The sequence below is a fragment of the Brachybacterium alimentarium genome, from assembly GCF_002332425.1.
GTDB classification, from domain to species: domain Bacteria; phylum Actinomycetota; class Actinomycetes; order Actinomycetales; family Dermabacteraceae; genus Brachybacterium; species Brachybacterium alimentarium.
In genome coordinates this window covers 25,785-51,492 of record NZ_NRGS01000007.1, presented here as the reverse complement: position 1 = coordinate 51,492, position 25,708 = coordinate 25,785, and the positions used below count along the sequence as shown (strand labels likewise).

The window sequence follows — 25,708 nt, the reverse complement described above, 5'->3', positions numbered from 1 at the left end:
CTTTCGAAGGAGCTCAATCGTGAGCGAGTCCGAGACTCCCGTCCCCGCGTCGTCCACCGATGATCAGACCACTGATCAGCAGGTCGACCAGTCCACCGCGTCCGAGGCGGCACCCGCCACTGCTCCCGCCGCCGCACCCGCCACCGCATCCGAGGAGGTCTCGGAGACTCCGGACGCCCCGGTTTCCGGCGATGCCCCGGGTGCCGATGACGCCCCGGCAGCTGCGGAGGCCACGACTCCTCAGGACGCACCTGCGGACGCGCCCGACGCCGACGAGGCTCCTGCGGTCGAGGCGGCCCCCGCGTCGGCGGAGATCTCCGCCGCTGAGGCCGCCGCACAGGCCCCCGCCACCGTGGACGGCCAGGCAGAAGCCGCCGCCTCAGAGAGCGCGTCCGAGCCTGTCGCGAAGCCGTCGGCCGCACCGCGGCCAGGACCGACCCCCGGCAGCGCGCGGCCTCCTGTCCCCTCCCCCGCGGCGCTCGCGGCGAAGAAGCCGTCCGCCGCGCTGCTGCCGGTGGCCCCGCCGGCCACCGAGTACGACCCGGAGAAGGTCGCCGCCGCCAAGGCGTTCGGCACCGTCGCCGAGGACGGCACGGTGACCGTCCAGGACGGCACCCAGGTGCGCACCATCGGCACGACCGCGGAATCGGACCACGACAAGGCCCTCGAGCCCTTCGCCCGCGGCTACCTCGATCTCGTCGCCTTCCTCGATCTCACGCAGACCACGCTCAACGCGCCCGAGCACACGCAGAACGAGCTCAACCGTCTGCTGGAGAACCTGCGCAAGAACATGAAGGAGCCGAAGGTCGTCGGCGACATCCCGGCTCTGCGAGCACGTGCGAACGAGCTTCGGGAGAACGCCAAGGAGAAGATCCGGGCGCTGGAGGCGAAGCGCACCGAGGAGCGCGCCGGCGCCGTGCAGCGGCGCACCGAGTTCGTCGAGTCCATCGAGGCGCTGGTGGCGACCGATCCCGAACAGCTCTCGTGGAAGAGCGCCGGAGAGACCATGCGTCAGATGGTCCCGACCTGGAAGACGATGCAGTCCGAGGACATCTCGTTGGATCGCCCCACCGAGGAGGCCCTGTGGAAGCGGCTCTCCGCAGCCCGGGCGAAGTTCGATCGCATGCGCAAGCAGTTCTTCTCGCAGCTCGACGAGAAGCACACCGAGGCCGCCGCGATCAAGGAGGAGCTGATCGCCCGCGCCGAGGAGATGCAGCACTCCACCGACTGGGGGCCCACGGTGCGTGCCTACAAGGACCTGATGGCCCAGTGGCGCGCCGCACCGCGCGGCAGCCGGAAGAAGGACGACGCGCAGTGGAAGCGGTTCAAGGCCGCCCAGGACACGTTCTTCACCGCCCGCAACGCCGATCTCCACGAGACCGAGGCCGAACAGCGCGCGAACCTCGAGGCCAAGGAGGCCCTTCTGGTCGAGGCCGAGGCGATCGACCCGTCGAAGGACCTCGACGCCGCGAAGGCGACCCTGCGCTCCGTCCAGGATCGCTGGGAGGAGGCGGGCAAGGTTCCGCGCGCGGACATGCGCCGGATCGATGACCGTCTGCGCAGCGTCGAACGCTCGGTGAAGAACGCCGAGCAGGACGAATGGCGGCGCACGGACCCTCGCACCAAGGCCCGCGTCGAAGGCGCCTCCTCGCAGCTCCACTCCGCGATCGCGTCGTACGAGGACGCGCTGGAGTCGGCTCGCGCCGGTGGCGACCCGAAGAAGATCGCCGAGGCGGAGACCGCTCTCGAGGCCCGCAAGGAGTGGCTGGCGGTCATCGAGCGCTCCGCACGCGACCTCGGCTGACTCCGGCCCGTCCGAGGTCGCCCTCCGCAGGAGGAGCGCCTGAGGGCGTGACCCTTCCTCCACCGCCCCGTCTGTCCACAGCGACAGGCGGGGCGTTTGCCGCTCGGTCCCCGACCAGCCAGAGTCGACCCATGACGGAGCCGAGGTGGTCGCAGAGGGCGCACGCGCTGCGGTCGGCCGCCACCTCCGCGGCTCCGGTGAGCACGCCCGCGGGGCCGTACGCCGCCCCCTGCGCACCGTGGTCGCACCATGCGGCCGAGCTCGCCGTACCCCTGGCCGACGGGCTCGAACGCTGGGAGGAGAACCCGACGACCTGGGGCATGGTCCAGGATCGGCTCATGGTGCGTCTGCTGCCGGGCATCTTCGTGCCACCGGATCTGCTCGGGTCAGCAGTGCAGCGTGCTCTGGCCCTGGGGTGTGCCGTGGGCGAACGTCTGCAGTCCCACCACGTGGTCGCCGGGCCGTCCGCAGCATGGGTGTTCCTCGGTGGGGACCCGCCGGAGCGCGCGGAGCTGCTCTCCCCCGCCCATCGGGGCTCGATCCCGGGAGCCACGGTCCGCACCGCGCGCCTGCATCCGCGGGAGGTCGAGACGATCGGCGGCGCTCCGGTGACGAGCCCGCTGCGCACTGCCGCGGATCTGCTGCGCTTCGCGCCGGACCCTGTGGCGAGGCCGTCATTGCGACGCCTCGTGGAGGGCGGCTACGTGAGCGTGAGCTCCATCCGATGGCATCTCGCAGGCCTGGATCGATATCCCGGGGTCGGCGCCGCCCGGGCAAGGATCGACGAGCTGCTGCACGAGGCGCCGAGGGCGGCGTGACGCGCGGTCCTGTTCGCGGTGACGTGTGCGCGTCTCCTTCGCGGCCGGAGAGCTCAGGGGACGGTGGTGAGCGGCGCTGCGGAATCGACGGCCTTGCCGTCCGCTGTCACGCGGTAGACGTCGTAGACACCTTCGACCCGGCGCACCTGGCCGAGGACGGACTGCAGATGCGAGGGGTCGGCGAGCTCGAAGGAGAAGAAGGTCGTGGCCAGACGATCGGTGTTCGACTGCGCCGAGGCCGAGTGCAGGTTCACCTGCTGCTCGGAGATGACCAGCGCCAGATCGGTGAGCAGTCGCGGCCGATCGAGAGCCTCGACCTTGATGTGCACGAGGTAGGCGGCGCTGTGCCTCCCGGACCAGGCCACGTCGACGATGCGATCGGGCTGCTGCTCCTGCAGCTGTATCGCGTTCGAGCAGCTGGTGTGGTGCACGGAGATGCCGGAGCCGCGGGTGATGAAGCCGACGATCGGGTCCCCCGGCACGGGAGCACAGCACTTGGCGAGCTTGACCCAGAGATCGCTGTGCCCGTCGACGATGACGCCCTGATCGGTCTCCGAGGTGTGTCGCGTGGAGCGGTTCGGGCGCGACCGTGCCCGCGAGGGCAGGGTGATCTCCGCGAGGTCCTCTGCAGCACCGTCCGAGCCCCCGAACACGGCTCGCAGCTTCTCGACGACATGCTGGGCACCGGTATGGCCCTCTCCGATCGAGGTGTACAGCGCATCGACCGAGGAGAGGTTGAGGTCAGTGGCCACGGTGGCGAGGGTGTCGTGGGTGAGCAGGCGACGCATCGGCAGGTCCTGGCGACGCAACGCCTTGGCCAGATCGTCCTTGCCGCGCTCGAGGGCCTCCTCCCGCCGCTCCTTGGAGAACCAGTGCCGGATCTTGCTGCGCGCCCGCGGCGACTTCACGAAGCCGAGCCAATCGCGGCTGGGGCCGGCGTCGGGCGACTTCGAGGTGAACACCTCCACCACGTCGCCGGTGGACAGCGCGGACTCGAGCGAGACCAGCCGGCCGTTCACCCGAGCGCCGATCGTGCGGTGGCCCACCTCGGTGTGGACCGAATAGGCGAAATCGACCGGGGTCGAGCCCTGCGGAAGTGCCAGCACGTCGCCCTTGGGGGTGAAGACGTAGACCTCCTGCGTGTTGATCTCGAACCGCAGGGAGTCCAGGAACTCACCGGAGTCGGTGGTCTCCTTCTGCCAGTCCATGAGCTGGCGCAGCCAGGTGGCCTCGCTGCTGACGGCCTTGGACTCGCCCTCGCCGGCTCCCGATCCCATCGCCTTGTACTTCCAGTGCGCCGCGACGCCGTACTCGGCCCGTCGGTGCATCTCCTTGGTACGGATCTGCACCTCCACCGGTTTGCCGGTAGGGCCGATGACAGTGGTGTGCAGCGACTGATAGAGGTTGAACTTCGGCAGAGCGATGTAGTCCTTGAAGCGTCCCTGCACCGGCGACCACCGAGCGTGCAGGGTTCCCAGCACGCCGTAGCAGTCGCGCACGGAATCCACCAGGACGCGCACCCCGACGAGGTCATAGATGTCGGCGAAGTCGCGGCCGCGCACGATCATCTTCTGGTAGATCGAGTAGTAATGCTTCGGGCGCCCGGTGACCTCGGCCTTGATCCGCGCCTTCTTCAGATCCTCCTGGATCTTCGAGGAGACCAGCTTGAGGTACTGGTCGCGCGCCGGGGCATGCTGCGCCACGAGCGCCACGATCTCCTCGTAGACCTTGGGATACAGCACCTGGAAGGACCGGTCCTCGAGCTCCCACTTCATCGTGTTCAGACCCAGTCTGTGCGCGAGCGGCGCATAGATCTCCAGGGTCTCCTTCGCCTTGCGCTCGGCGGAGGCGGCGGGGACGTATTTCCAGGTCCGAGCGTTGTGGAGGCGGTCCGCGAGCTTGATCAGGAGCACCCGCACGTCGCGACTCATCGCCACGATCATCTTGCGGACGGTCTCGGCCTGGGCCGCCTCGCCGTAGGTGACCTTGTCGAGCTTGGTGACGCCGTCCACCATCACGGCGATGACGTCCCCGAACTCGGAGCGCAGTCGCTCCAGCGAGTAGTCGGTGTCCTCGACGGTGTCATGCAGCAGCGCTGCGGCGACGACATCGGCCGGAGAGCCGAGCTCCGCGAGGATGGTCGCCACCGAGACCGGGTGCGTGATGTAGGGGTCACCGCTTCTGCGGGACTGTCCACGATGGGCCCGCTCGGCGACCGAGTAGGCCCTCTGGACCAGGGAGAGGCTCTCCTTGGGGCTGACCGCAGACATGGTCTCCAGCAGCGGTGCGAGCAGCGGATCGGTGGCTGTGCCGGAGCGCGACGAGAAGAAGGACAGACGCGAGCGCGGCTTGCGCGGACCCGGGGTCGTCGACCGAGCGGCCGTGGATCCGGGCTTCGGCGTTGGCTTCGGCGCGGGGACGCTCGGGGCGGAGCGCGGCGCGGGGGTGCCGTCCCCAGCGGATTCGGATGCTGGCTGATCCTGCACTGCACACCTCCTGCGTCGGGTCATCCCAGTCTACGCGGGGGTCACCACCTGGAGGACGAGCATCCAGCGGGTGCTGCTGGGCGTCACCGGGCCGACGCAGCGCGCCTCGACGGACGGGGATCAGTTCGGGAAGGACCAGACCACGCTGAGCGGGATATCCGGCAGCTTGTCGCGCCCGCCGAGGCCCTCCAGCTCGATGAGGAAGGAGGCGCCCACCAGGTCCACGTCGAACTGCCGGACGAGCTCGACCGTGGCCGCCGCGGTCCCTCCGGTGGCCAGCAGATCATCGATGACGAGGGTGCGTGCGCCGGCCGGAAGGGATCCCTCCGCGATCTCGACGACGGCGCTGCCGTACTCGAGGTCGTAGCTGACGGACGCCGGAGTGCCCGGCAGCTTCCCTGCCTTCCTCACCGGGATGAACCCGGCCCCGAGCTCGTAGGCGAGCGGAGCGCCGAGCACGAAACCGCGGGCTTCCGTCCCCACCACGTACTCGATATCGCCGGGCAGCAGGGAGATCCAGTGGCGGATGACGGCGCGCAGCGCAGCATGATCGCGCAGCAGCGGGGTGATGTCTCGGAAGAGCACTCCGGGCACCGGGAAATCTGGGTACTCGGCGATGTGGGACGTCCGCAGCGCCCTGATCTCCTCGACGGAGGGCATGTCCTCGGGCATGGACGCTGCCGTAGGCGTAGGCGTAGGCGTAGACGCTGCCGTAGCCATGGAGGTGGACGTCGACGTCGACGAGTCCGTCGAGGTCTGCGGGGACTCGGACGTGCTCATCGGCGTTCCCCGTTCGATTCTGCGGCGCCGCGAGCAGCGGTGCCCTCGAGCTCGCCGTCGGACCTGTTCACCGCACGGTCTCCGGCCACACCGCTCTCGCCGCCGCTGCGGCGGGCCTGCAGCACCTGCTCCCCGTGCTGTGCGATCTCCGGCTCACGGCGACGCAGATCCACGAGGATTCCCGGCGCCAGGAAGATCGAGGAGTAGGTGCCGGCGATGATGCCGATGAACAGCGCGAGCGAGATGTCCTTCAGTGTGCCGGCACCGAGCAGGAAGGAGCCGATCGCGAGGATCGAGCCGACCGGCAGCAGCGCCACCACGGAGGTGTTGATCGATCGCACGAGGGTCTGGTTCGCCGCGAGCTCGACCTGGTCCGCGAAGGTGGCACGCGTCTGGCTGGTGAGATCTGCGGTGTTCTCGCGGACCTTGTCGAACACGACGATCGTGTCGTAGAGCGAGTACCCCATCACCGTGAGGAAGCCGATCACGGTGCCCGGGGTGATCTCCAGACCCACCACGCCGTAGACCCCGGCGGTGATCAGCATGTCGTGGATCAGGGCGCCCATGGCCGCGAGCGAGGCCTTGAGGTTGCGGAAGTACAGCGCCATGGTGGCGGCGACCAGCAGCAGGAAGACCAGCACGCCACGCAGCATCTTCTGGGTGATGTCGCCGCTCCACACCGGGCCGATGTACGAGGTCGAGACGGCGTCGGTGTCCACCCCGTAGCCGGAGGCGAGCTCCTCGGCGAGGGCAGCGGTCTCCCCGGAGTCGAGCTGCTCGGTCTGGACCCGCATGGTGTCGCGTCCGAGCACAGTCACCTTCGGCTCGTTGTCCGGGAGCTGCTCGCGCACGATGTCGCGAGCTGTGGACTGCTCGGTGTCCGCGACACCGGCGACCTGGAACTCCGACCCTCCGGTGAACTCGATGCCGAGGTTCGGGCCGCGCACGCCCGCGATGCCGAGCAGCAGCACGACCGCGATGAGGCTGAACAGGTACCAGGTGCGGCGGCGTCGCACGATCGGGACGGTGCGGCGGCCTGCGTGCAGGTCATTGCCGAAGCGGGAGAAGGTCGCGGTCATCGGCTCGTCCCTTCGGAGTCGTCATCCGTGGTGTCGGTGGCGTCCGCGCCCGACGAGGTGCGCCTCGCCTCCGGTGCAGGCGTCGAGGGCGATCCCGTCCGCTCGCGCTCGGCGGCTTCCCGCGCGAGCCGGGCCTTGCGAGCGGCCAGCGGCTCGCGAGCAGTCTCCTCGTCCTCGTCCCCGCGCTCGGCGAGCGAACGGAAACGGCCACGGCCGGCGTAGGACGGGACCGAACGGCCCAGCATCGCCGGGTCGAGCCCGCTCCAGGGGTGCCCCTTCCCGAAGAACCGGGTGCGGACGAGCACCTGCAGCACGGGGTGGGTGAACAGGAAGACCACGACGAGATCGAGCACCGTGGTCACGCCGAGGACGAACGCGAAGCCGCGCACGCTGCCGGTGGACAGTGCGTAGAGCACGACCGCCGCCAGGAGGTTGACCGAGTCCGACGCGAGGATGGTGCGCTTGGCGCGATCCCAGCCGTGGTCGACGGCGGCCACGATCCCGCGTCCGTCGCGTATCTCGTCACGCACGCGCTCGAAGTAGACGATGAAGGAGTCCGCGGTGAACGCGATGGCCACGATCATGCCCACCACACCGGCCAGCGACAGGCGGTAGCCGATGTCGGGGATGTTCGACAGGACGGTGAGCGTGAGATAGGTGAGCAGACCCATGATCGCGAGGCTCGCGGTGGTCACGCTCGCCAGTGCCCGGTACTGGGCGAACGCATAGGCGACGACCAGGGCGAGGCCGATGAGGCCGGCGATCAGTCCCATCTCGAGCTGGTCCGTGCCCAGAGTCGCCGAGATCTGCGATTCGGAGGCGACCTCGAACTCGAGGGGCAGCGCACCGAAGCGCAGCTGATCGGAGAGCTGGCTGGCGTCCTCCTGGGAGAAGTTGCCCGAGATGCTGGCTTCGCCGCCGAGGGAGGGATCCTGCACCTCGGGAGCGGAGATGACCTGCCCGTCCAGCACGATGCCGAACGCGCCGGTCGCGCCCTCGCCGCCGTACAGCGCAGAGGTCATGTCGCCGAACGACTTCGTGGCGTCCTTCTTGAACTGCATGTTCACGACGTAGTAGCCGGTGGACTGGCCGCCGGGGTTCACGTCGGCCGCGACGCTCGAGCCGGCGATCGAGGAGCCGGCGACGACTTCGGGGCCGAGCAGGAACTTCTGCGTGCCCTCCGGGTCGCAGGCCACGACCGGCTCGTCCGCGGGAGCCTCGGAGGTCTTCTCCTGCTGAGCGCTCGGATCCGTGCAGTCGGCCTCCATGAGCTCTGTCTGGATCTCCGGGGTCATCCATTCCATCGACCACGCGGGGAACTGGAGCTCGCCGTCGGCCGGAGCGTCGGCTGGAGCGAGCGAAGAGTCTTCGCTCAGCAGACCCTCGAACTGGAGCTGCGAGGGATCCGGCTCGGACGAGGAGGTCTCCTCCCCCGCCTCTGCTCCTCCGTCGGAGGCACCGCCCTCATCGGACGCTCCGCCGGAGCCTTCCGGGGCGACGATGCCCAGCACCGGACGGAACGACATCGAGGCCGTCTGCCGCAGCGCCTCGGAGGTCTTCTGATCGAGCTGTCCGGGGACATCGATCACGATGTTGGTGCCGCCCTGGACGCTGATCTCGGTCTCCGAGACGCCCATGGCGTTCACTCGCTGCCCGATGATCTCGCGCGCCTGCTCCATCGCCGCGGCGTCGATCGCCGACCCGTCCCGGGTGGTGGTCTGCAGGATGATCTGGGTGCCGCCCTCGAGATCGAGGGCGAGCTTGGGTGCTGGCTGCCAGCCGCCCTTCCAGACTCCGGCACCGATCCCGCCGCCCAGCAGCAGGATCAGCACCGCGAGGGCCAGGAGGGCGATGCGACGTGCGGGCATGGGCGAGTATTCCTCAGGACGGCGGACAGTTCAGGATGAGCGGCGGCTCAGCGGGGCGGGGTCGATCCCGCCCCTGTCTCAGCGGTCGCGCGAATCCTCGGGCCGGGTGGACTCCTCGGCCACGGTGACACCGGGGATCGAGCCCTCGTCAGAGACGGAGTCGTTCTCGTCCTGCGGGGCGGAGGCCTCCTCGGCGCTGACCGGATCCACGCCCATGGCGATCGCCTGACGGGCCCACTTGGTCTGGCTGCCGTCCTCGGACTCGAGGATCACGACGTCCTCGTAGGTCTCGACGATCAGACCGTAGAAGCCGGAATGCGTGCGGACCTCGTCACCGACGCCGAGCTGGTTGACGAGCTCACGCTGCTTCTGCTGCGCCTTTTTCTGACGGCTCGACATGAACAGCAGGGGCAGCATCATGACCGCGAAGATGAGCAGGAGCGGCAGGAGTGAATTCACGGGGTTCCTTTCGGCGAACAGCGGATGCTCGGATGCAGAGGCATCCGGTCGCGCTGCCGCGGACGACTGACCGCCTTACTGTACCTGCCATGGGCGCGCACGCCTCACAGCCGAGCGACCGCTTCATGGCCTGCAGAACATGCCGGTCCGGGCACAGCAGCGGCGCGGGACGGGCGAGACATCTCAGAAACGTCCCAGCATCGGGGCGGTGCCCTCCGGCCCCTCGGGAGCCTCGAGGCCGAGATGGGTCCACGCGGCTGGCGCTGCCGCTCGACCGCGCGGAGTGCGCAGGAGGAACCCCTCGCGCACGAGATAGGGCTCGATCATGGTCTCGACCGTCTCGATCTCCTCCCCCACCGCGACCGCCAGGGTGGACAGGCCCACCGGCCCACCGGCGAAACGGCCGCACAGGGCGGCCAGCACGGCACGGTCGAGCCGGTCCAGTCCGCGGGCGTCGACCTCGTAGACGCGCAGCGCCTCCCGGGCCGCCGCGAGATCCAGCTTGCCGCTGCCTCGCACCAGAGCCCAGTCCCGCACGCGTCGCAGGAGCCGGTTCGCGATACGGGGGGTGCCGCGGGATCGGGTGGAGATCTCGACCGCTGCCTCCTCGTCCACCTCGATCTCGAGCCTGGCCGCAGAGCGGCGGACGACCTCGCGTAGCTCCTCGGGCGCATAGAAATCGAGGTGGCCGATGAAACCGAATCGGTCGCGCAGCGGCGCCGGGAGCAGACCGGCTCGAGTGGTCGCGCCGACGGCGGTGAACGGCGGCAGGTCCAGCGGGATCGAGGTGGCCCCCACCCCCTTGCCCACCACGACATCGACGCGGAAGTCCTCCATCGCGATATAGAGCATCTCCTCCGCCGGGCGCGCGAGACGATGGATTTCGTCGATGAAGAGCACCTCCCCCTCGTCGAGCGAGGAGAGGATCGCGGCGAGGTCGCCGGCGTGCTGGATGGCCGGCCCGGAGGTGATGCGCAGCGGTGCTCCCAGCTCAGCGGCGATGATCATCGCGAGCGTGGTCTTGCCCAGGCCTGGTGGGCCCGACAGCAGCACGTGCTCCGGGCTCCGCCCGCGCGCCGTGGCGGCATCGAGCACCAGTGAGAGCTGGTCGCGCACCACCTGCTGGCCGACGAACTCCGCGAGCCCGCGCGGGCGCAGGGCCGCTTCCGCGGGACGCTCGGGCGGCGCCTGCTCGGCGCTCGTGAGCGATGGCGAACCGTCCTCGTCGTGCTCGGCGGCCGAGCCGTCGAGGTCCTCGATCCCGTCGGGCCTCATCGACTGCCCCCGAGGTGGCGCAGGGCGCGACGCAGGAGCTCGGCGGCATCCGGAGTCCCGTCGTCGCTCCCGCGAGCGTCCTCCACGGCGGCGACGGCCGCCTTCTCGCCCCAGCCCAGGCCCACCAGCGCGATCACCACGTCCGCGTCGACACCGGCAGGCGCCGCTGCGGGCTCCTCGCCGGTGACCGGTGCGGCGGACACCGGAGCCGGCAGCTTCCCGCCGAGCTCGAGCAGCATCCGGTTGGCGACCTTGGGGCCGATGCCCGGGGTCCGGGTGATGGTCTTGGCGTCCTGCTCGGCCACGGCGCGGCGCAGCTCCTCGGGCTCGAGCACGGCGAGGACGGCGAGGGCGGTGCGGGGGCCGATCCCGGAGACGGACTGCACGATGCGGAAGGTCTCGGCCTCGTCGGGGTGGGGGAACCCGAACAGGGTCAGGGAGTCCTCCCGCACCACGAGCTCCGTATGCAGGGTCAGCTCCGCGCCGTGGCGCGTCGAGGCGAGAGCCTGGGGCGTGGTGCGTACGAGGTAGCCGATGCCGGCCACCTCGAGCACGAGGGCGTCGAGGTCGATGCGGGCCACTCGCCCGGTCAGGGTTGCGATCACGGCCCCACTCTAGAACGAGTGTTCGATCAGTGGCGGGAGGTGGAACGCTCTCGGGCGCGTCGGGACTCCCGCTCCGCCCGGGCCCACACCGCCTGTGCGCTCGTGCGCGCTCCGCCCGTGGAATCCAGAGCGACCGGGCCCGGCCCCCGCCACAGCTGGGTCAGGGCGATCGCGACGGCATCGGCGGCATCCGCGGGCTGCGGCGGCGCCTCCAGTCCCAGGAGCTTCACCAGCATCGTCTGGATCTGCTTCTTGTCGGCCCGGCCGCTGCCGGTCACCGCGGCCTTCACCTCGGAGGGTGTGTGCATCGCCGTGGGGATCCCGCGCTCGGCGGCCTCGAGCAGCGCGATCCCGGAGACCTGTGCGGTCCCCATGACCGTGGAGATGTTGTTCTGGCTGAACACTCTCTCCACGGCGACCGCATCGGGTCCGTACTCCTCGATCGCCGCCCGGATCCCCCGGGCGATCGCGAGCAGCCTCCGGTCGATCGGTGCGTCGCTCGGCGAGCGGACCACGCCGGCGTGCACGAGCGTGGCCCGTCGCCCTCCGGCGGCATCGATCACGCCGATCCCGCAGCGGGTCAGGCCGGGGTCGATGCCGAGGATCCTCAGGCTCATCCTGCCCTCCCCGAGGTGCGCGGAACGATCATGGTCGGCAGGCGGCGCCCGTCGTCCCCGATGCGGGGTCGACGGGCGCACAGGTCATTCGTCGTCGTCTTCGTCGAGCTGGGCTGCGACGTCGTCGGGGATGTCGAGGTTCGAGTAGACGTTCTGCACGTCGTCGTTGTCCTCGAGGGCATCGATCAGACGGAGCGCCTTGCGGGCACCGTCCAGGTCGACCGGGGTGCGCATGGTGGGCACGAACTGCGCCTCGGCGCTGTCGTACTCGATGTCCGCCTCCTGCAATGCGGTGCGCACGGCCACGACGTCGGTCGCCTCGGAGATGATCTCGAAGGTCTCGCCCTCGTCGTTGATCTCCTCGGCGCCTGCGTCGAGGACCACCTCGAGCAGGGCGTCCTCGGTGAGGTCCTCCTGAGGGACGGTCACCACGCCCTTGCGCTCGAACAGGTAGGCCACCGATCCGGAGTCGGCCATGTTGCCGCCGCCACGGTTGAAGGCGAGACGGACCTCCGAGACGGCGCGGTTCTTGTTGTCGGTGAGGCATTCGACCAGCACGGCGACGCCGCCGGGGGCATAGCCCTCGTACATCAGCGTCTCGTAGTCGACGCCTCCACCGTCCAGCCCTCCGCCGCGCTTGACGGCGCGGTCGATGTTGTCGTTGGGCACGGACGTCTTCTTCGCCTTCTGGATGGCGTCGTAGAGCGTCGGGTTGCCAGCGGGGTCGGGCCCACCCATGCGGGCCGCGACCTCGATGTTCTTGACGAGCTTGGCGAACGCCTTAGCACGCTTGGCATCGATGACGGCCTTCTTGTGCTTCGTGGTCGCCCACTTGGAATGCCCTGCCATCTTTCTCCTCCCGACATACGCGCCGGACGCCGGCGCACTGCTGACCCATCCTAGTGGCACCTGCGCACAGCCGCGGTCGGAGCCGTCTCAGCGACGCACCACCGGCGCGGTGAGGGAGCCGATCAGGCGGCGATCCGCTGTGATCCGCTCCAGCAGCTCGCGTTCGCGCTGACGTGTGCGCGCGGTGACCTTTCCGTGCATCGCGCTGTGCCGTTGCATCCCCAGCTCGATCGCGGCGCGGATCAGGGAGCGCATCGCCATCCGGGCGATGGCCCCATGGCGGCCGGCCCAGTGCTCCGCCCGACGGCGCCGGCCCATTGCGACCAGCATGTCCACCTCTGACGGGGCGAACCAGCCGGCCCGGCCGTACTCCGAGAGACGACGGCGCAGGATACGACGCTCGCGCAGACGCAGGAAGAGCACGATCGCGGCGAGGAGCACGAAGATCGGCACCTGGATGGTCAGGTAGTAGCGCAGGAACCCGCCGATCGGATTCTCCGGATCCACCGGCAGGAAGAAGGCCGAGCCGTTCCACACCGCGTGCAGGATCATGCCCAGGGACAGTCCGCCGATGCCGAGGCCGAAGTACAGCATCAGGGAACGGCGCTCGGCGGCGATGCCGAGGCCCAGTCCGCACAGGGAGGTGAACGAGACGTGGGCGAAGGGCGAGAGCAGCCCGCGCAGCATGAAGGTCTGCCAGAACGTGTCGACCTCGCCGGCCGCCTGCGCCTGGTGGAAGGAGTTGCCGAAGTAGAGGATGTTCTCGGTGAAGGCGAACCCGCCGCCGATGAGCGCTGCGTAGACGACGCCGTCGATCGGGCCGGCGATGTAGCGACGGCCCCAGATCAGCAGGCCGATCAGGCCCGCGGACTTCATGCTCTCCTCGATGATCGGTGCCTGGACCACCGCACCGAGGAACGACGCGGTGATCTCGCTGGGCTCGCTCGGGGAGATCCAGCTCGTGAACGGGCCTCCGATCACGAAGGCCAGAGCGACCGAGCCCACCGCGCCCCAGATGAAGGCGTAGATCAGGGAGATGCGCGGCTGGGGCGTGTAGCGGTCGATCCACCAGACCGCGCTGAAGACGATCGCGACGGGCACGAGCGCCGCGGTGAACGCGACCAGCGAGGTGCCGAAGCCGAGCGGAAGGATCACGAAGAGGTAGATCAGCACCGCTCCCCCGGCCAGCGCCAGGAAGGACAGCGCGAACAGGGCCCAGCGGACCCACGGGCGCCGACGGCGCGGGCGTGGCGGCAGCGCCTGGCCCATGCTGCCAGGGCCTCGAGGGTCGGGGCGGCCGACGTCGTAGCCGTACCCATCGGGCGCGGCTGCGGGCACGCTCACGTCCGGAGGTGACGACGCTCCGAGGGTGCTCATCGAGATCAGCTCCCGCCGCTTCCGTCGTCCTCGGGCCAGGCCTCGGGCCAGGCCTCGGCGTACAGCCGACGGGTGTCCGCCAGGAGGATCGGCACGGCCTTGGTGCGCCCGACGATGGGCAGGAAGTTCGCGTCCCCCATCCAGCGCGGCACCACGTGCTGGTGCAGATGCGCTGCGATCCCCGCGCCCGCGACCGGCCCCTGGTTCATGCCCAGGTTGAAGCCGGCCGGTGCGGAGACCTGACGGATCACCCGCATGGCGGTGCGCGTCAGCTCGGCGACCTCGCGCACCTCGTCGTCAGTGAGCTCCGTGTAGTCCGCGACGTGGCGGTAGGGGCAGACCAGCAGATGTCCCGCGTTGTACGGGTATAGGTTCAGGATCACGTACGCCACCCGGCCGCGATGGACGATCAGAGCGTCCTCGTCGGTGCGGTGCTGCGCCGAGCAGAACGGGCACTGCTCACCGTCATCCGGGTCCGACGGCTTGTTCTCCCCGCCGATGTAGGCCATGCGGTGCGGAGTCCACAGGCGCTCGGTGCCGTCGGGGACGCCCGCGAAGCTGCGGGCGTCCTCGACCGTCGGGGGCGAGGAGCCGTCCATCGTGGACCGCTCCTCGCCGGAGAGCCGATCGCTCACACCTGCACCTTGTCCTTCACGGCGTCCACGATGCGCTGCACAGCGGTGTCCACGTCGATGCCGTTGTCCTGGCTGCCGTCACGCAGACGGAAGGAGACCGCGCCGTTGGCCTGGTCCTCGCCGCCGGCGATGAGCAGGAAGGGCACCTTCTCCTTGGTGTGCGTGCGGATCTTCTTCTGCATGCGGTCGTCCGAGGAGTCCACCTCGACGCGGATGCCGTGGGCGCGGAGCTTCGCGGCGATCTCCTCGAGATACGGGACGTAGTCGGCGGCGACCGGGATGCCGACCACCTGCACCGGGGCGAGCCACACCGGGAATGCTCCGGCGTAGTGCTCGAGCAGCACGCCGAAGAAGCGCTCGATGGAGCCGAAGAGCGCACGATGGATCATCACCGGGCGCTGGCGCGATCCGTCGGACGCCGTGTACTCGAGCTCGAACAGCTCCGGTTCGAAGAAGTCCAGCTGGATCGTCGAGAGCTGCCAGGTGCGGCCGATGGCGTCCTTCGCCTGCACGGAGATCTTGGGGCCGTAGAAGGCGGCGCCGCCCGGGTCCGGCACCAGGTCGAGGCCGGAAGCCGTGGCGACCTCCTCGAGGGTGGCCGTCGCCTCGTCCCAGGTCGCCTCGTCGCCGACGGACTTCTCGGGGTCACGGGTGGACAGCTCGAGGTAGAAGTCGTCCAGCCCGTAGTCCTTGAGCAGGCCCAGGACGAAGTCCAGGGTGCCCGCGATCTCCTCGCGCATCTGCTCGCGGGTCGTGTAGATGTGCGCGTCGTCCTGGGTGAATCCGCGGGCGCGGGTCAGGCCGTGCACGACACCGGACTTCTCGTAGCGGTACACGCTGCCGAACTCGAACAGCCGCAGCGGCAGCTCACGGTACGAGCGGCCGCGCGAGCTGTAGACGAGGTTGTGCATCGGGCAGTTCATGGGCTTGAGGTAGTAGTCCTGGCCCTGACGGGTGACGTTGCCGTCCTCGTCGCGCTCCTCGTCCACGTGCATCGGAGGGTACATGCCCTCCGCGTACCACTCCAGGTGCTTCGAGGTCTCGAAGAGGTTCTTCTTCGTGATGTGCGGGGTGGAGACGAAGGAGTAGCCGGCCTCGACGTGGCGACGGCGCGAGTAGTCCTCCATCTCCATCTTGATCATGGCGCCCTTGGGGTGGAACACCGGCAGCCCGGACCCGATCTCGTCGGGGAAGGAGAACAGGTCCAGCTCGCTGCCGAGGCGGCGATGGTCGCGGCGCTCTGCCTCGGCGATGCGCTCCTGGTGGGCGCGCAGCTCCTCCTTGGTGGGCCAGGCCGTGCCGTACACGCGCTGCAGCATCGGGTTCTTCTCGCTGCCGCGCCAGTAGGCGGCGGCCGAGCGGGTCAGAGCGAAGCCGTTGCCGATCAGCCTCGTGCTGGGCAGGTGCGGGCCGCGGCACAGGTCGGTCCAGACGACCTCGCCCTTCTTGTCGACGTTGTCGTACATGGTCAGGCCGTCCTCGCCGACCTCGACGCTCGCGCCCTCGGCGGCATCCCCGGCCGTGGACTTCAGGCCGATCAGCTCGAGCTTGTACGGCTCCTCGGCCTCCTCCGCGCGGGCGGCGTCGTCGCTGATGTCGCGGCGCACGAAACGCTGGCCGGCCTTCACGATGCGGCCCATCTCCTTCTCGAGCGCCTTCAGGGCCTCGGGGGTGAAGGGCTCGGCGACGTCGAAGTCGTAGTAGAAGCCGTCGGTGATGGGCGGTCCGATCCCGAGCTTCGCCTCCGGATTCGTCTTCTGCACCGCCTGGGCCAGGACGTGCGCGGCGCTGTGGCGGAGGATCGACAGACCGTCCTCACTGGAGATCGTCACCCCTTCGACCTGCTGGCCCGCGATGAGCGGGGTGTGGAGGTCACGCAGCTCGCCGTCGAGGCGCAGGGCGATGATCGAGGTGTCGTCCGCGAACAGCTCGGCGCCCGTGGTCCCTTCCTCGAGCTGGTGGGGGGAACCGTCGAGGGTGATGGCGATCTGGGCCACAGGGATGCTCCTTGATGTCGGGTCGAGCCGGCCGACGATGCCGGCTCCACGGGCGATGGTATCGGTCGAGGAGCTCTGCCCACGAGCCGAGTGCCCGAATGGTCACGGGCAGAGCGCTCAGTGCTCACGGGCGTCGCGCTCGGAGAGCGGCCCGGACATGGCGCAGGGCCCCGGTCCGAGACCGGGGCCCTGCGTGCTGGTGGGCGATACTGGGATCGAACCAGTGACCTCTTCCGTGTCAGGGAAGCGCGCTACCGCTGCGCCAATCGCCCGGGCGGCATCTGTGCAAGCACTCGACACCGTCGAGGTGGGTACGGGATTCGAACCCGTGTACACGGCTTTGCAGGCCGTTGCCTCGCCTCTCGGCCAACCCACCGCAGATGCTCTCGCATCTACGTGAAACGGCGCTCCCGACGTGACGTCGAGTGCGCCGCTCCCGGAGCGGACGACCGGATTCGAACCGGCGACCCTCACCTTGGCAAGGTGATGCTCTACCAACTGAGCTACGTCCGCATGGCGACAGTCCGAGGACTCCGCCGTGGGCGATACTGGGATCGAACCAGTGACCTCTTCCGTGTGAAGGAAGCGCGCTACCCCTGCGCCAATCGCCCGAAGGTGCTTCCACCCTCGACATCCACTCTCCCGAGCGGACTCGAAGAAGCTTACATGAGGTCCATCGGGCTCGATGACCACTTCCGACGTGACCTACATCGCGCCGCACCGCGGCGTGCCGAGCGCCACCCGCCCCCAAGCCTCTCGCCAGCCCCTCCCGACCCCTCCCGACCCCTCCTGTTCCTTCCTGACCGCCTCAACCGCTGTCCGGCCACTTCCGTCCCCTCCCACCCTCTCCATGCCTCGCCCCTGACCCGCGAGCGAGCGAGCGAGCGAGCGAGGCGAGCCCACCAGGTTTCGCAGTCTGCGCACCTCTGTTCGCTACCTGCCCGACGCCGCCCGACCGCCGCACCCTGCACGCCGCGCCCCACCCTGCGTGACCTCTGACACTGCAGGCCATCAGCATTTGCGCCGTGCCCGAGGGACGCATAAAGTACTGATCCGTCAGCCCCGCTGACCTGCGGACGTAGCTCAGTTGGTAGAGCATCACCTTGCCAAGGTGAGGGTCGCCGGTTCGAATCCGGTCGTCCGCTCCACTCCCTCCCCCGCGTCTTCGGATGCACGGGCGATTGGCGCAGCGGTAGCGCGCTTCCCTGACACGGAAGAGGTCACTGGTTCGATCCCAGTATCGCCCACCACGAGAACCCCCGGTCCATGACCGGGGGTTCTGTGCTGTCCGGGCGCGGGCCACGGCTACTGTGGGCCCATGCAGATCTGGACCGGTCAGTCCTACCCCCTCGGTGCCACGTTCGACGGCTCCGGGACCAACTTCGCCCTGTTCTCGGAGGTCGCAGAACGCGTGGAGCTGTGCCTCCTCGCCGAGGACGGCACCGAACGGGCCGTGGAGATCACCGAGGTCGACGCGTACGTCTGGCACGTCTACGTGCCCTCCGTGCAGCCCGGACAGCGCTACGGGTACCGGATCCATGGTCCCTTCGACCCCGCTGCGGGGCATCGCTGCGACCCCTCGAAGCTGCTCCTGGACCCCTACGCGAAGGCGATCGCGGGGATGGCGAGCAACCACCGGTCGCTGTACAGCTACAGCTTCGAGGACCCGGAGCAGCGCCACGAGGAGGACTCGGCCGCGCACACCATGCACTCGGTGGTGGTCTCCCCGTTCTTCGACTGGGGCAACGACCATCCGCCGGCGCACGAGTACCACGACACCGTGATCTACGAGGCGCACGTCAAGGGTCTGACGATGCTGCATCCGGACATCGACGACGGCATCCGCGGGACCTACGTGGCCATGGGACATCCCGCGATCATCGACCATCTCAAGGAGCTCGGGGTCACGGCGGTCGAGCTGATGCCGGTCCACCAGTTCGTGCAGGACGGGCACCTCGTCGAGAAGGGGATGCGCAACTACTGGGGCTACAACACGATCGGCTTCTTCGCGCCGCACAATGAATACGCCTATGGCGGGGACACCGGGCAGCAGGTCCAGGAGTTCAAGCAGATGGTGAAGAACCTCCATGAGGCCGATATCGAGGTCATCCTCGATGTCGTCTACAACCACACCGCCGAGGGCAACCACATGGGCCCCACGCTCTGCTTCCGCGGGATCGACAACTCCTCGTACTACCGGCTCGTCGAGGAGGACAGGGCGCACTACTACGACACCACCGGCACCGGGAACTCGCTGCTCATGCGCACCCCGCACGTGCTGCAGCTGATCATGGACTCGCTGCGCTACTGGATCACCGAGATGCACGTGGACGGGTTCCGCTTCGATCTCGCCTCGACCCTCGCACGCGAGCTGCACGAGGTGGACCGGCTCTCCGCGTTCTTCGACATCATCCAGCAGGATCCGATCATCTCGCAGGTCAAGCTGATCGCCGAGCCCTGGGATCTCGGCGAGGGCGGCTACCAGGTGGGAGGCTTCCCGCCCCTGTGGTCGGAGTGGAACGGGCACTACCGCGACACCGTCCGCGACTTCCACCGCTCCGAGCCCGGCGTGCTCGGCGACTTCACCTCCCGTCTTGCCGGCAGCTCGGACCTCTACCAGCACACCGGCCGCACCCCGATCGCCTCGATCAACTTCGTCACCGCGCACGACGGCTTCACGATGCGTGACCTCGTCTCCTACAACGAACGCCACAACGAGGACAACGGGGAGGACGGCCGCGACGGCGAGAGCCACAACCGTTCCTGGAACTCCGGTGTCGAGGGCCCGAGCGAGGATCCCGAGGTGCGCGCCCTGCGCCTGCGCCGGGCCAAGAACCTCATGGCGACCCTGCTGGTGAGCCAGGGCGTGCCCATGATCCTGCACGGCGACGAGATGGGCCGCACCCAGGGAGGCAACAACAACACCTACTGCCAGGACAACGAGACCGCGTGGATGCACTGGGAGCTGGACACCGACCAGATGGACATGCTCTGGTTCACCCAGCAGATGATCGCCCTGCGCCAGAAGCACCCGATCTTCCGCCGACGCCGCTTCCTGCAGGGCGTGGTCCGTGAGGACGCCGGTTCCCCGCTCGCCGACGTGGAGTGGATCGGCACCGACGGCACTCTGATGACCGCGGAGGACTGGGAATCGGCCGAGAACAAGTGCCTGATCATGTTCCTCAACGGCTCCGCGATCCCCGAGCCCACGCTGCGCGGGGAACGCATCGTCGATGACTCCGCACTGCTGCTGTTCAACGCCTCCGGCAACGACGTCGAGTTCACGCTCCCTCCCGCCGACCACGGCGAGAGCTGGACCGTGACCCTCGGCACCGGGACCACCATGGAGCTCGGGGAGACCCTCACAGCCGGACAGTCGGTCACCCGCCCCTCGCACTCGCTGCTGGTCCTCCTGCGCCCGCCGATGTCCGACGACGAACCCACCGGCGAGGACCACGAACCGACCACCCGCGCCTGACGCCGCGCCTCCGGCGGGAGGCACGACCGGCGCGAAGGAGAGCACCCCATGGCCATGCCTGATCCCACTGCTGCCCCGTCGGCCCGTCCCACGGCCTCTGGCCGCAACGGCGCCGGCTCGATGGCCCGCAGTGTCCCGACGTCGACGTACCGTCTGCAGCTGCACGCCGACTTCACCGCGGACGACGCTGCCGCCCTGGTCCCCTACCTGGCCCGGCTCGGGGTGGGCCACGTGTTCTGCTCCCCCGTCCTGCAGGCCGCACCGGGCTCGACCCACGGGTACGACGTCGTCGACCACACGCGCATCAGCAGGGAGATCGGCGGGGAGGACGCACTGCGCCGGCTCGCCGCGGCCGCCCACGACCACGGCATGGGTCTGATCGTCGACGTGGTGCCCAACCACATGGCGATTCCCACGCCCATCTGGCACAACCGTCCCCTGTGGTCCGTTCTGCGCGATGGTCCGGACTCCCCCTTCGCCGACTGGTTCGACATCGATCCGTCCTCCGCACGATCGATCCTCGTGCCGGTGCTCGGCCGGCCGATCGGCGCCGTCCTGGCCGACGAGGAGATCGAGATGGGGGTCGAGAAGATCCCTCAGGCCGACGGCACCACCGTCGAGGAGACCGTGGTGCGGTACTTCGATCACGTCCTCCCCGTCGCTGCCGGCACCCAGCATCTGGGACTTGCGGACCTGCTGAATCACCAGTGGTACCGCCTGGCCTATTGGAAGGTCTCCGACGACGAGCTGAATTACCGCAGGTTCTTCGACGTGGACACGCTCGCTGCGATCCGCGTCGAGCTCCCCCACGTCTTCGAGGCGACCCATGCCACCCTGCTGCGGCTGCAGGGGGAGGGCGTGATCGACGGCTATCGGATCGACCACCCCGACGGCCTCACCGATCCGCGCGGTTACCTGCGCGATCTCGAGCACGCCACCGCGGGGGCCTGGACCGTGGTGGAGAAGATCCTCGAGGGCGACGAGCACCTGCCCGGGGACTTCGCCTGCGCGGGGACCACCGGCTACGACGCCCTGCGGCGCGTGGGCGGCCTGTTCCATGATCCGCACGGGGCCCTCGGCCTGACCCATCTGTGGCAGCGGCGCACCGGTGATCTGCGGCCGTTCTCGGAGGTCGCCGCCGAGTCCACCGAGCAGATCGTCTCGACCAGCCTCTGGGCGGAGCTCGAGCGCCTGACCACCCTGATCCACCACATCTGCCAGGAGGACATCCGCCTGCGCGACACCACCCGGCGCAACATCCAGAAGGTGCTGCGCGCACTGCTGGGAGCGATGGACCGCTACCGCGCATACATCGTGCCCGGCGAACCGGCCCCGGGATCGGAGCGGGCCGTCATCGAGCAGGCCGCTGCCCGGGCCCGTGAGGCGCTCGGGGACGACGAGGACGTCGTCTCGACCATGGAGACCGTGGTGGCTCTGGTGTGCGGGGACGAAGTGGGCAGCGCGGGCCGTACGGCGAGCGCACAGCGCGCGGAGGTCATCGTGCGCTTCGCCCAGACCTGCGGCCCGGTGCACGCGAAAGGGCTCGAGGACACGGCCTTCTACCGGTACACGCGGTTCGTCGCGGTCAACGAGGTGGGCTCCGACCCGGAGCGGATCGGGGTCGAGCCCGACGACCTCCACGACCATGCGCTGGAGATTCGGCGCACCCACCCCGATGCCATGACCACCCTGTCCACCCATGACACCAAGCGCAGCGAGGACGTGCGTGCGCGCCTCGCCGTCCTCACCGAGCAGCCGCTGGAGTGGGCCGTGCTGGTGCAGGACCTCCAGCGCGTCACGGCGGTCTCGCGCGGAGACCGGGTCGACGGCGCGATGGAACTGCTGCTGTGGCAGATCCTGGCGTCGTGCTGGGAGCTGCCCGGCGCCGACTGCCCGCGGATCTCGGTGCAGCGACTGGAGGGGTATCTGCTCAAGGCCATGCGCGAGGCGAAGACCCACACCACCTGGACGGATCAGGACACCGAGTACGAGGAGCAGGTGCTCGAGCTGGGTCGGGCCGCTCTGCGGTCGGAGGAGGTGGCGCAGCTGCTCGGCGAGTGGACCCGTCGCACGCTGCCGGCCCAGCGCACGGCCATCCTCGGACAGAAGCTGATCCAGCTGACGATGCCCGGGGTGCCGGACGTCTACCAGGGCAACGAGACCATCGACCTGTCGCTGGTGGACCCGGACAACCGTCGCCCTGTCGATCATGCCCGCCACGCGGAGCGTCTGTCCCGGATGCTCGAGGGCGCCGGTCCCGACGGCCTCGGGGACGAGAAGCTCTGGCTGACTCGCTGCGCGCTGGTGCTGCGCCGGGATCGTCCCGACCTGTTCCAGGGGCGCGAGGCCGACTATCGTCCTCTGCCCACGACCACGGGGCATGCCGTGGCGTTCGGACGTGCCGTGGGTGAGGGCGAGGTCGAGGCGGTCACCGTCGTCACCCGGCTGGCCCACGGTCTCGCCCAGCGCGGCGGATGGGCTGATGCCCGTGCTGCCCTGCCGGAGGGACGCTGGTGTGACCTGCTCAGCGGGATCGAGGTCGAGGGAGGGATGGTGTCGCTCCACGAGCTGCTCACCACGTGGCCCGTCGCCCTGCTCGTCCGGCCGGAGGCTCTCGAGCGCTCCGGAGCCGAGGAGGACCACCGATGATCGACCCATCGCGACGTCAGGAGCCGAACCCGAACCCGAACCCGAACCCGAACCCGAACCCGAACCCGAACCCGAACCATGATTCCCGATTCGTCCGCGCGTACGACCGCTACGAGGTGTGGGCTCCCCTGGCCGGCTCCGTGACGGTCCGGATCGACGGGGTCGAGCATCCGATGCGGCCGGCTCCCGGCGGCTGGTTCGAACTGCCGGGTGTCCCGGCGGTGCCCGGCGCCCGATATGCGTTCCGGCTCGATGGGGGCGAGCCCTGGCTGCCCGATCCGCGGGCGCTGTCCCAGCCCGACGGAGTGCACGGTGAGAGCGAAGTCGTCGACCCGCGGGGGCTGCGCGAGCCGTCCACCTGGCAGGGGCGCAGCCTGCGCGGCGGCGTGATCTATGAGCTGCATATCGGCACCTTCACCCCGGGGCCGCACGGACGCGGAGGCACTTTCGACTCGGCGATCGACCGCCTCGACGAGCTCGTGGAGCTCGGCGTGGACGCGCTCGAGCTGATGCCGATCGCGACCTTCCCCGGGCACCGCGGCTGGGGGTACGACGGGGTCGGGCTGTACGCCACCCACGCCGACTACGGCGGCCCGGCGGGCCTGGCTCGCTTCGTCGCGGCGGCGCACGCCCGCGACCTCGCCGTCCTGGTCGACGTGGTCCACAACCACCTCGGCCCTTCCGGCAACTACCTCGGGAAGTTCGGCCCGTACTTCACCGATCAGCACCACACCCCGTGGGGCGAGGCGGTGAACCTCGACCAGCCCGGCTCCCGCGAGGTGCGCGACTTCCTGCTCGGCAGCGCCCGGCTGTGGTTGGTCGATGTCGGCCTGGACGGTCTGCGGCTCGACGCCGTCCATGAGCTGCACGACGAGTCGTCCCCGCATCTGCTCGCCGAGCTCTCCGACGCCGTCGCCTCGTGGGAGGCCGAGACCGGTCGCCCCCTGACGCTGATCGCGGAGTCCGACCGCAACGACCCGCTCACCGTCACTCCCACGAGCGCGGGCGGACTGGGCATGGACATGCAGTGGGCCGACGACGTCCACCACGGCGTGCACGCCTGGATCACCGGCGAGCGCGGCGGCTATTACGAGGACTTCGGCTCGGCCGACGCGCTGGCCACGGTCCTCACGACCGTGTTCCTCCACGCCGGCACGTACTCCTCGTTCCGAGGCCGGGTCTGGGGCGCCCCCGTCGATCGGGACTCGCTCCGGTACGACGCGCACTCGTTCGTGACCTTCCTGCAGGACCACGACCAGGTGGGCAACCGTGCCACCGGCGACCGGATCCACCAGTCGCTGACCGTCCAGCAGCACGCGGCCGCGATCGCCCTGATCCTGCTGGGCCCGGGCACGCCGATGCTGTTCCAGGGCGAGGAATGGGCCGCCTCGGCCCCGTTCGCGTACTTCTCCGATCACGACGACGAGCTCGGCCCCCTGGTCAGTGCCGGACGCATCGAGGAGTTCGCCGCGATGGGGTGGGGCGACGCCGTGCCGGACCCGCAGTCCGTCGCCACCTTCGAGTCCTCGATCCTGCACCACGAGGAGCGGGAGATCGGCGATCACGCCCGCATCCTGGCCTGGTATCGGCAGCTGAGCGGACTGCGCCGTACCCACGACGAGTTCACCGACCCGGATCTGCGCCGCACGAGTGTCGAGGTGCTCGCGGAGCAGTCCGTGCTGCTGCGGCGCGGCAGGCTGGGTGTGCTCGCCCATCGCGGCCCCGGCCTGCTCGCCGAGGGCCCTCCTGCCGACGGGATCCTCGCGGCCTTCGGCGACGCGTCCCTCTCCCCTGAGGGTCGGGTCCAGATGAGTGACGCCGGAGCGGCGGTCCTCCGTCTCCGCGCAGAATGAGACGAGCTGGCTGTCACCGGCTCCTCCGACCGGGGCCGCCGAGCAGCGCAGGGACGAGAATCGAGGAGAGGGAGCCCATGAAGATCGTCATCACCGACCTGGACCAGGACCGCATCACGGAGGAGCAGGCCGTCGCCGACGCCGCCGGCATCGAGCTGGTCCTCGCACAGGCCCGCACCGAGGACGAGGTGATCGAGGCCGCCCGGGGCGCGGAGGCGCTGCTGGTGCAGTACGCGCCGATCACTCGTCGGGTGCTGGAGGCCCTGCCGGCGGTGCGGGCGGTCGGCAGGTACGGCGTCGGCGTCGACACCCTCGATGTCGAGGCGGCCACCGAGCTGGGCGTCGCGGTGAGCAATGTGCCCGACTACGGGACCGAGGACGTCTCCGATCACGCCATCGCACTGGCTGTGTCCCTGTCCCGCGGCGTCGTCGAACTGGACCGGAACCTCCGTGCCGGGACCACGTCCCTCACCCCGGTCAAGCCGCTGCACCGGATCCGCACCCGCACCTTCGGGGTGATCGGGCTGGGCCGCATCGGGGCGGCCACGGCCCGCAAGGCCCGCGCGCTCGGCTTTGCCGTGCACGGATACGACCCGATGCGCGAACCCGGCACCACCACGGAGGACGGCATCGCCGTGCGCACGCAGGACGAGGTCCTGGCAGGATCCGACGTGATCAGCCTCCACGTGCCCCTGACCGAGCAGACGCGTCATCTGATCACCACCGGGACCCTCGCCCGGATGAGGCCGGGAGCGATGCTGGTGAACACCAGCCGGGGCGGTGTCGTGGACACGGCCGCCGTGGTCGAGGCGCTCCGGTCCGGCCACCTGCGCGGGGCGGGACTGGACGTGTTCGAGACCGAGCCGCTGCCGCAGGACAGCCCGCTGAGGGACTGCCCCACCGCCGTGCTCACCCCGCACGCCTCCTGGTACAGCGAGGAATCCGAGACGGAGCTCAAGCGCCGCGTGATCGAGAACGTGGTGGAGGTCCTCGCCGGGCGCACCCCGCGCAACATCCTCAATCCCGAGGTGCTGGGCAGCTCGCGCGCTTGAGCGCGCGTCGTACCCTGCCGCCCGTCG

18 protein-coding genes and 6 tRNA genes are annotated in these 25,708 nt (G+C 69.6%); 8 read left to right on the top strand and 16 right to left on the bottom strand.

The features are described 5' to 3' along the window. The first annotated feature begins 19 nt into the window (after positions 1-19). Positions 20-1,804, top strand: coding sequence for a DUF349 domain-containing protein (locus CIK71_RS06465; protein ID WP_241963877.1), 1,785 nt, complete (start codon positions 20-22; stop codon positions 1,802-1,804). 131 nt (positions 1,805-1,935) lie between these two features. Then, positions 1,936-2,622: a hypothetical protein gene (locus tag CIK71_RS06460; RefSeq protein WP_096164373.1), complete on the top strand. Its 687-nt coding sequence runs from the start codon at positions 1,936-1,938 to the stop codon at positions 2,620-2,622. A gap of 53 nt (positions 2,623-2,675) precedes the next feature. Here CIK71_RS06460 and CIK71_RS06455 read toward each other — a convergent pair whose 3' ends face one another. The 16 genes from CIK71_RS06455 to CIK71_RS06380 all read right to left on the bottom strand — a co-directional run bounded on the left by CIK71_RS06455 (position 2,676) and on the right by CIK71_RS06380 (position 17,260). Next, a complete protein-coding gene (locus CIK71_RS06455) occupies positions 2,676-5,132 on the bottom strand; it encodes a RelA/SpoT family protein (protein WP_096164372.1) in 2,457 nt (818 codons plus the stop codon). Between the two features lie 96 nt (positions 5,133-5,228). After that, the gene (locus CIK71_RS06450; protein ID WP_096164371.1) at positions 5,229-5,780 is read right to left on the bottom strand and encodes an adenine phosphoribosyltransferase; all 552 of its coding nucleotides are present in this window, start codon (positions 5,778-5,780) and stop codon (positions 5,229-5,231) included. A gap of 104 nt (positions 5,781-5,884) precedes the next feature. Beyond that, positions 5,885-6,967 carry a protein translocase subunit SecF gene (gene secF / locus CIK71_RS06445; RefSeq protein WP_096164370.1) on the bottom strand — a complete coding sequence of 361 codons (1,083 nt, stop codon included), beginning with the start codon at positions 6,965-6,967 and terminating at the stop codon, positions 5,885-5,887. After that, the gene (gene secD / locus CIK71_RS06440; protein ID WP_096164369.1) at positions 6,964-8,835 is read right to left on the bottom strand and encodes a protein translocase subunit SecD; all 1,872 of its coding nucleotides are present in this window, start codon (positions 8,833-8,835) and stop codon (positions 6,964-6,966) included. The genes secF and secD overlap by 4 nt, the downstream gene beginning before the upstream one ends. Before the next feature lie 78 nt (positions 8,836-8,913). Beyond that, positions 8,914-9,294: a preprotein translocase subunit YajC gene (gene yajC, locus CIK71_RS06435; protein WP_241963880.1), complete on the bottom strand. Its 381-nt coding sequence runs from the start codon at positions 9,292-9,294 to the stop codon at positions 8,914-8,916. A 183-nt stretch (positions 9,295-9,477) separates the two neighbouring features. After that, the gene (gene ruvB / locus CIK71_RS06430; RefSeq protein ID WP_096164368.1) at positions 9,478-10,569 is read right to left on the bottom strand and encodes a Holliday junction branch migration DNA helicase RuvB; all 1,092 of its coding nucleotides are present in this window, start codon (positions 10,567-10,569) and stop codon (positions 9,478-9,480) included. Further along, positions 10,566-11,174, bottom strand: a complete 609-nt coding sequence (gene ruvA / locus CIK71_RS06425) for a Holliday junction branch migration protein RuvA (RefSeq protein ID WP_096164367.1) — start codon at positions 11,172-11,174, stop codon at positions 10,566-10,568. Before ruvA ends, ruvB begins: the two co-directional genes overlap by 4 nt. Before the next feature lie 26 nt (positions 11,175-11,200). Next, positions 11,201-11,791: a crossover junction endodeoxyribonuclease RuvC gene (ruvC, locus tag CIK71_RS06420; RefSeq protein ID WP_096164366.1), complete on the bottom strand. Its 591-nt coding sequence runs from the start codon at positions 11,789-11,791 to the stop codon at positions 11,201-11,203. An 84-nt stretch (positions 11,792-11,875) separates the two neighbouring features. Beyond that, complete coding sequence (locus CIK71_RS06415) at positions 11,876-12,640, bottom strand: YebC/PmpR family DNA-binding transcriptional regulator (protein WP_096164365.1); 765 nt, start codon at positions 12,638-12,640, stop codon at positions 11,876-11,878. 87 nt (positions 12,641-12,727) lie between these two features. After that, complete coding sequence (locus CIK71_RS06410; protein ID WP_096164364.1) at positions 12,728-14,017, bottom strand: PrsW family intramembrane metalloprotease; 1,290 nt, start codon at positions 14,015-14,017, stop codon at positions 12,728-12,730. 5 nt (positions 14,018-14,022) lie between these two features. After that, positions 14,023-14,616: an HIT family protein gene (locus CIK71_RS06405; protein ID WP_096164432.1), complete on the bottom strand. Its 594-nt coding sequence runs from the start codon at positions 14,614-14,616 to the stop codon at positions 14,023-14,025. Between the two features lie 32 nt (positions 14,617-14,648). Continuing rightward, positions 14,649-16,649 (bottom strand): threonine--tRNA ligase, encoded by a 2,001-nt coding sequence (gene thrS / locus CIK71_RS06400; RefSeq protein ID WP_096164363.1) that lies wholly within the window; start codon positions 16,647-16,649, stop codon positions 14,649-14,651. Between the two features lie 197 nt (positions 16,650-16,846). Further along, positions 16,847-16,921, bottom strand: a tRNA-Val gene (locus CIK71_RS06395). 33 nt (positions 16,922-16,954) lie between these two features. Beyond that, positions 16,955-17,025: transfer RNA gene (locus CIK71_RS06390), tRNA-Cys, on the bottom strand. A gap of 64 nt (positions 17,026-17,089) precedes the next feature. Further along, positions 17,090-17,162 (bottom strand) — tRNA-Gly (locus CIK71_RS06385). A 26-nt stretch (positions 17,163-17,188) separates the two neighbouring features. Further along, positions 17,189-17,260, bottom strand: a tRNA-Val gene (locus CIK71_RS06380). A 461-nt stretch (positions 17,261-17,721) separates the two neighbouring features. Here CIK71_RS06380 and CIK71_RS06375 point away from each other — a divergent pair. From CIK71_RS06375 to CIK71_RS06350, 6 genes are all read left to right on the top strand, one after another. Continuing rightward, positions 17,722-17,797: transfer RNA gene (locus CIK71_RS06375), tRNA-Gly, on the top strand. Between the two features lie 27 nt (positions 17,798-17,824). Continuing rightward, positions 17,825-17,899: transfer RNA gene (locus CIK71_RS06370), tRNA-Val, on the top strand. Between the two features lie 68 nt (positions 17,900-17,967). Beyond that, positions 17,968-20,127, top strand: a complete 2,160-nt coding sequence (glgX, locus tag CIK71_RS06365; RefSeq protein ID WP_096164362.1) for a glycogen debranching protein GlgX — start codon at positions 17,968-17,970, stop codon at positions 20,125-20,127. A gap of 54 nt (positions 20,128-20,181) precedes the next feature. Continuing rightward, positions 20,182-22,776, top strand: coding sequence for a malto-oligosyltrehalose synthase (treY, locus tag CIK71_RS06360; protein WP_217990146.1), 2,595 nt, complete (start codon positions 20,182-20,184; stop codon positions 22,774-22,776). Continuing rightward, positions 22,773-24,629 carry a malto-oligosyltrehalose trehalohydrolase gene (gene treZ / locus CIK71_RS06355; RefSeq protein WP_096164360.1) on the top strand — a complete coding sequence of 619 codons (1,857 nt, stop codon included), beginning with the start codon at positions 22,773-22,775 and terminating at the stop codon, positions 24,627-24,629. The genes treY and treZ overlap by 4 nt, the downstream gene beginning before the upstream one ends. 77 nt (positions 24,630-24,706) lie before the next feature. Beyond that, positions 24,707-25,681, top strand: coding sequence for a C-terminal binding protein (locus tag CIK71_RS06350; protein ID WP_096164359.1), 975 nt, complete (start codon positions 24,707-24,709; stop codon positions 25,679-25,681). Positions 25,682-25,708 lie beyond the last annotated feature (27 nt).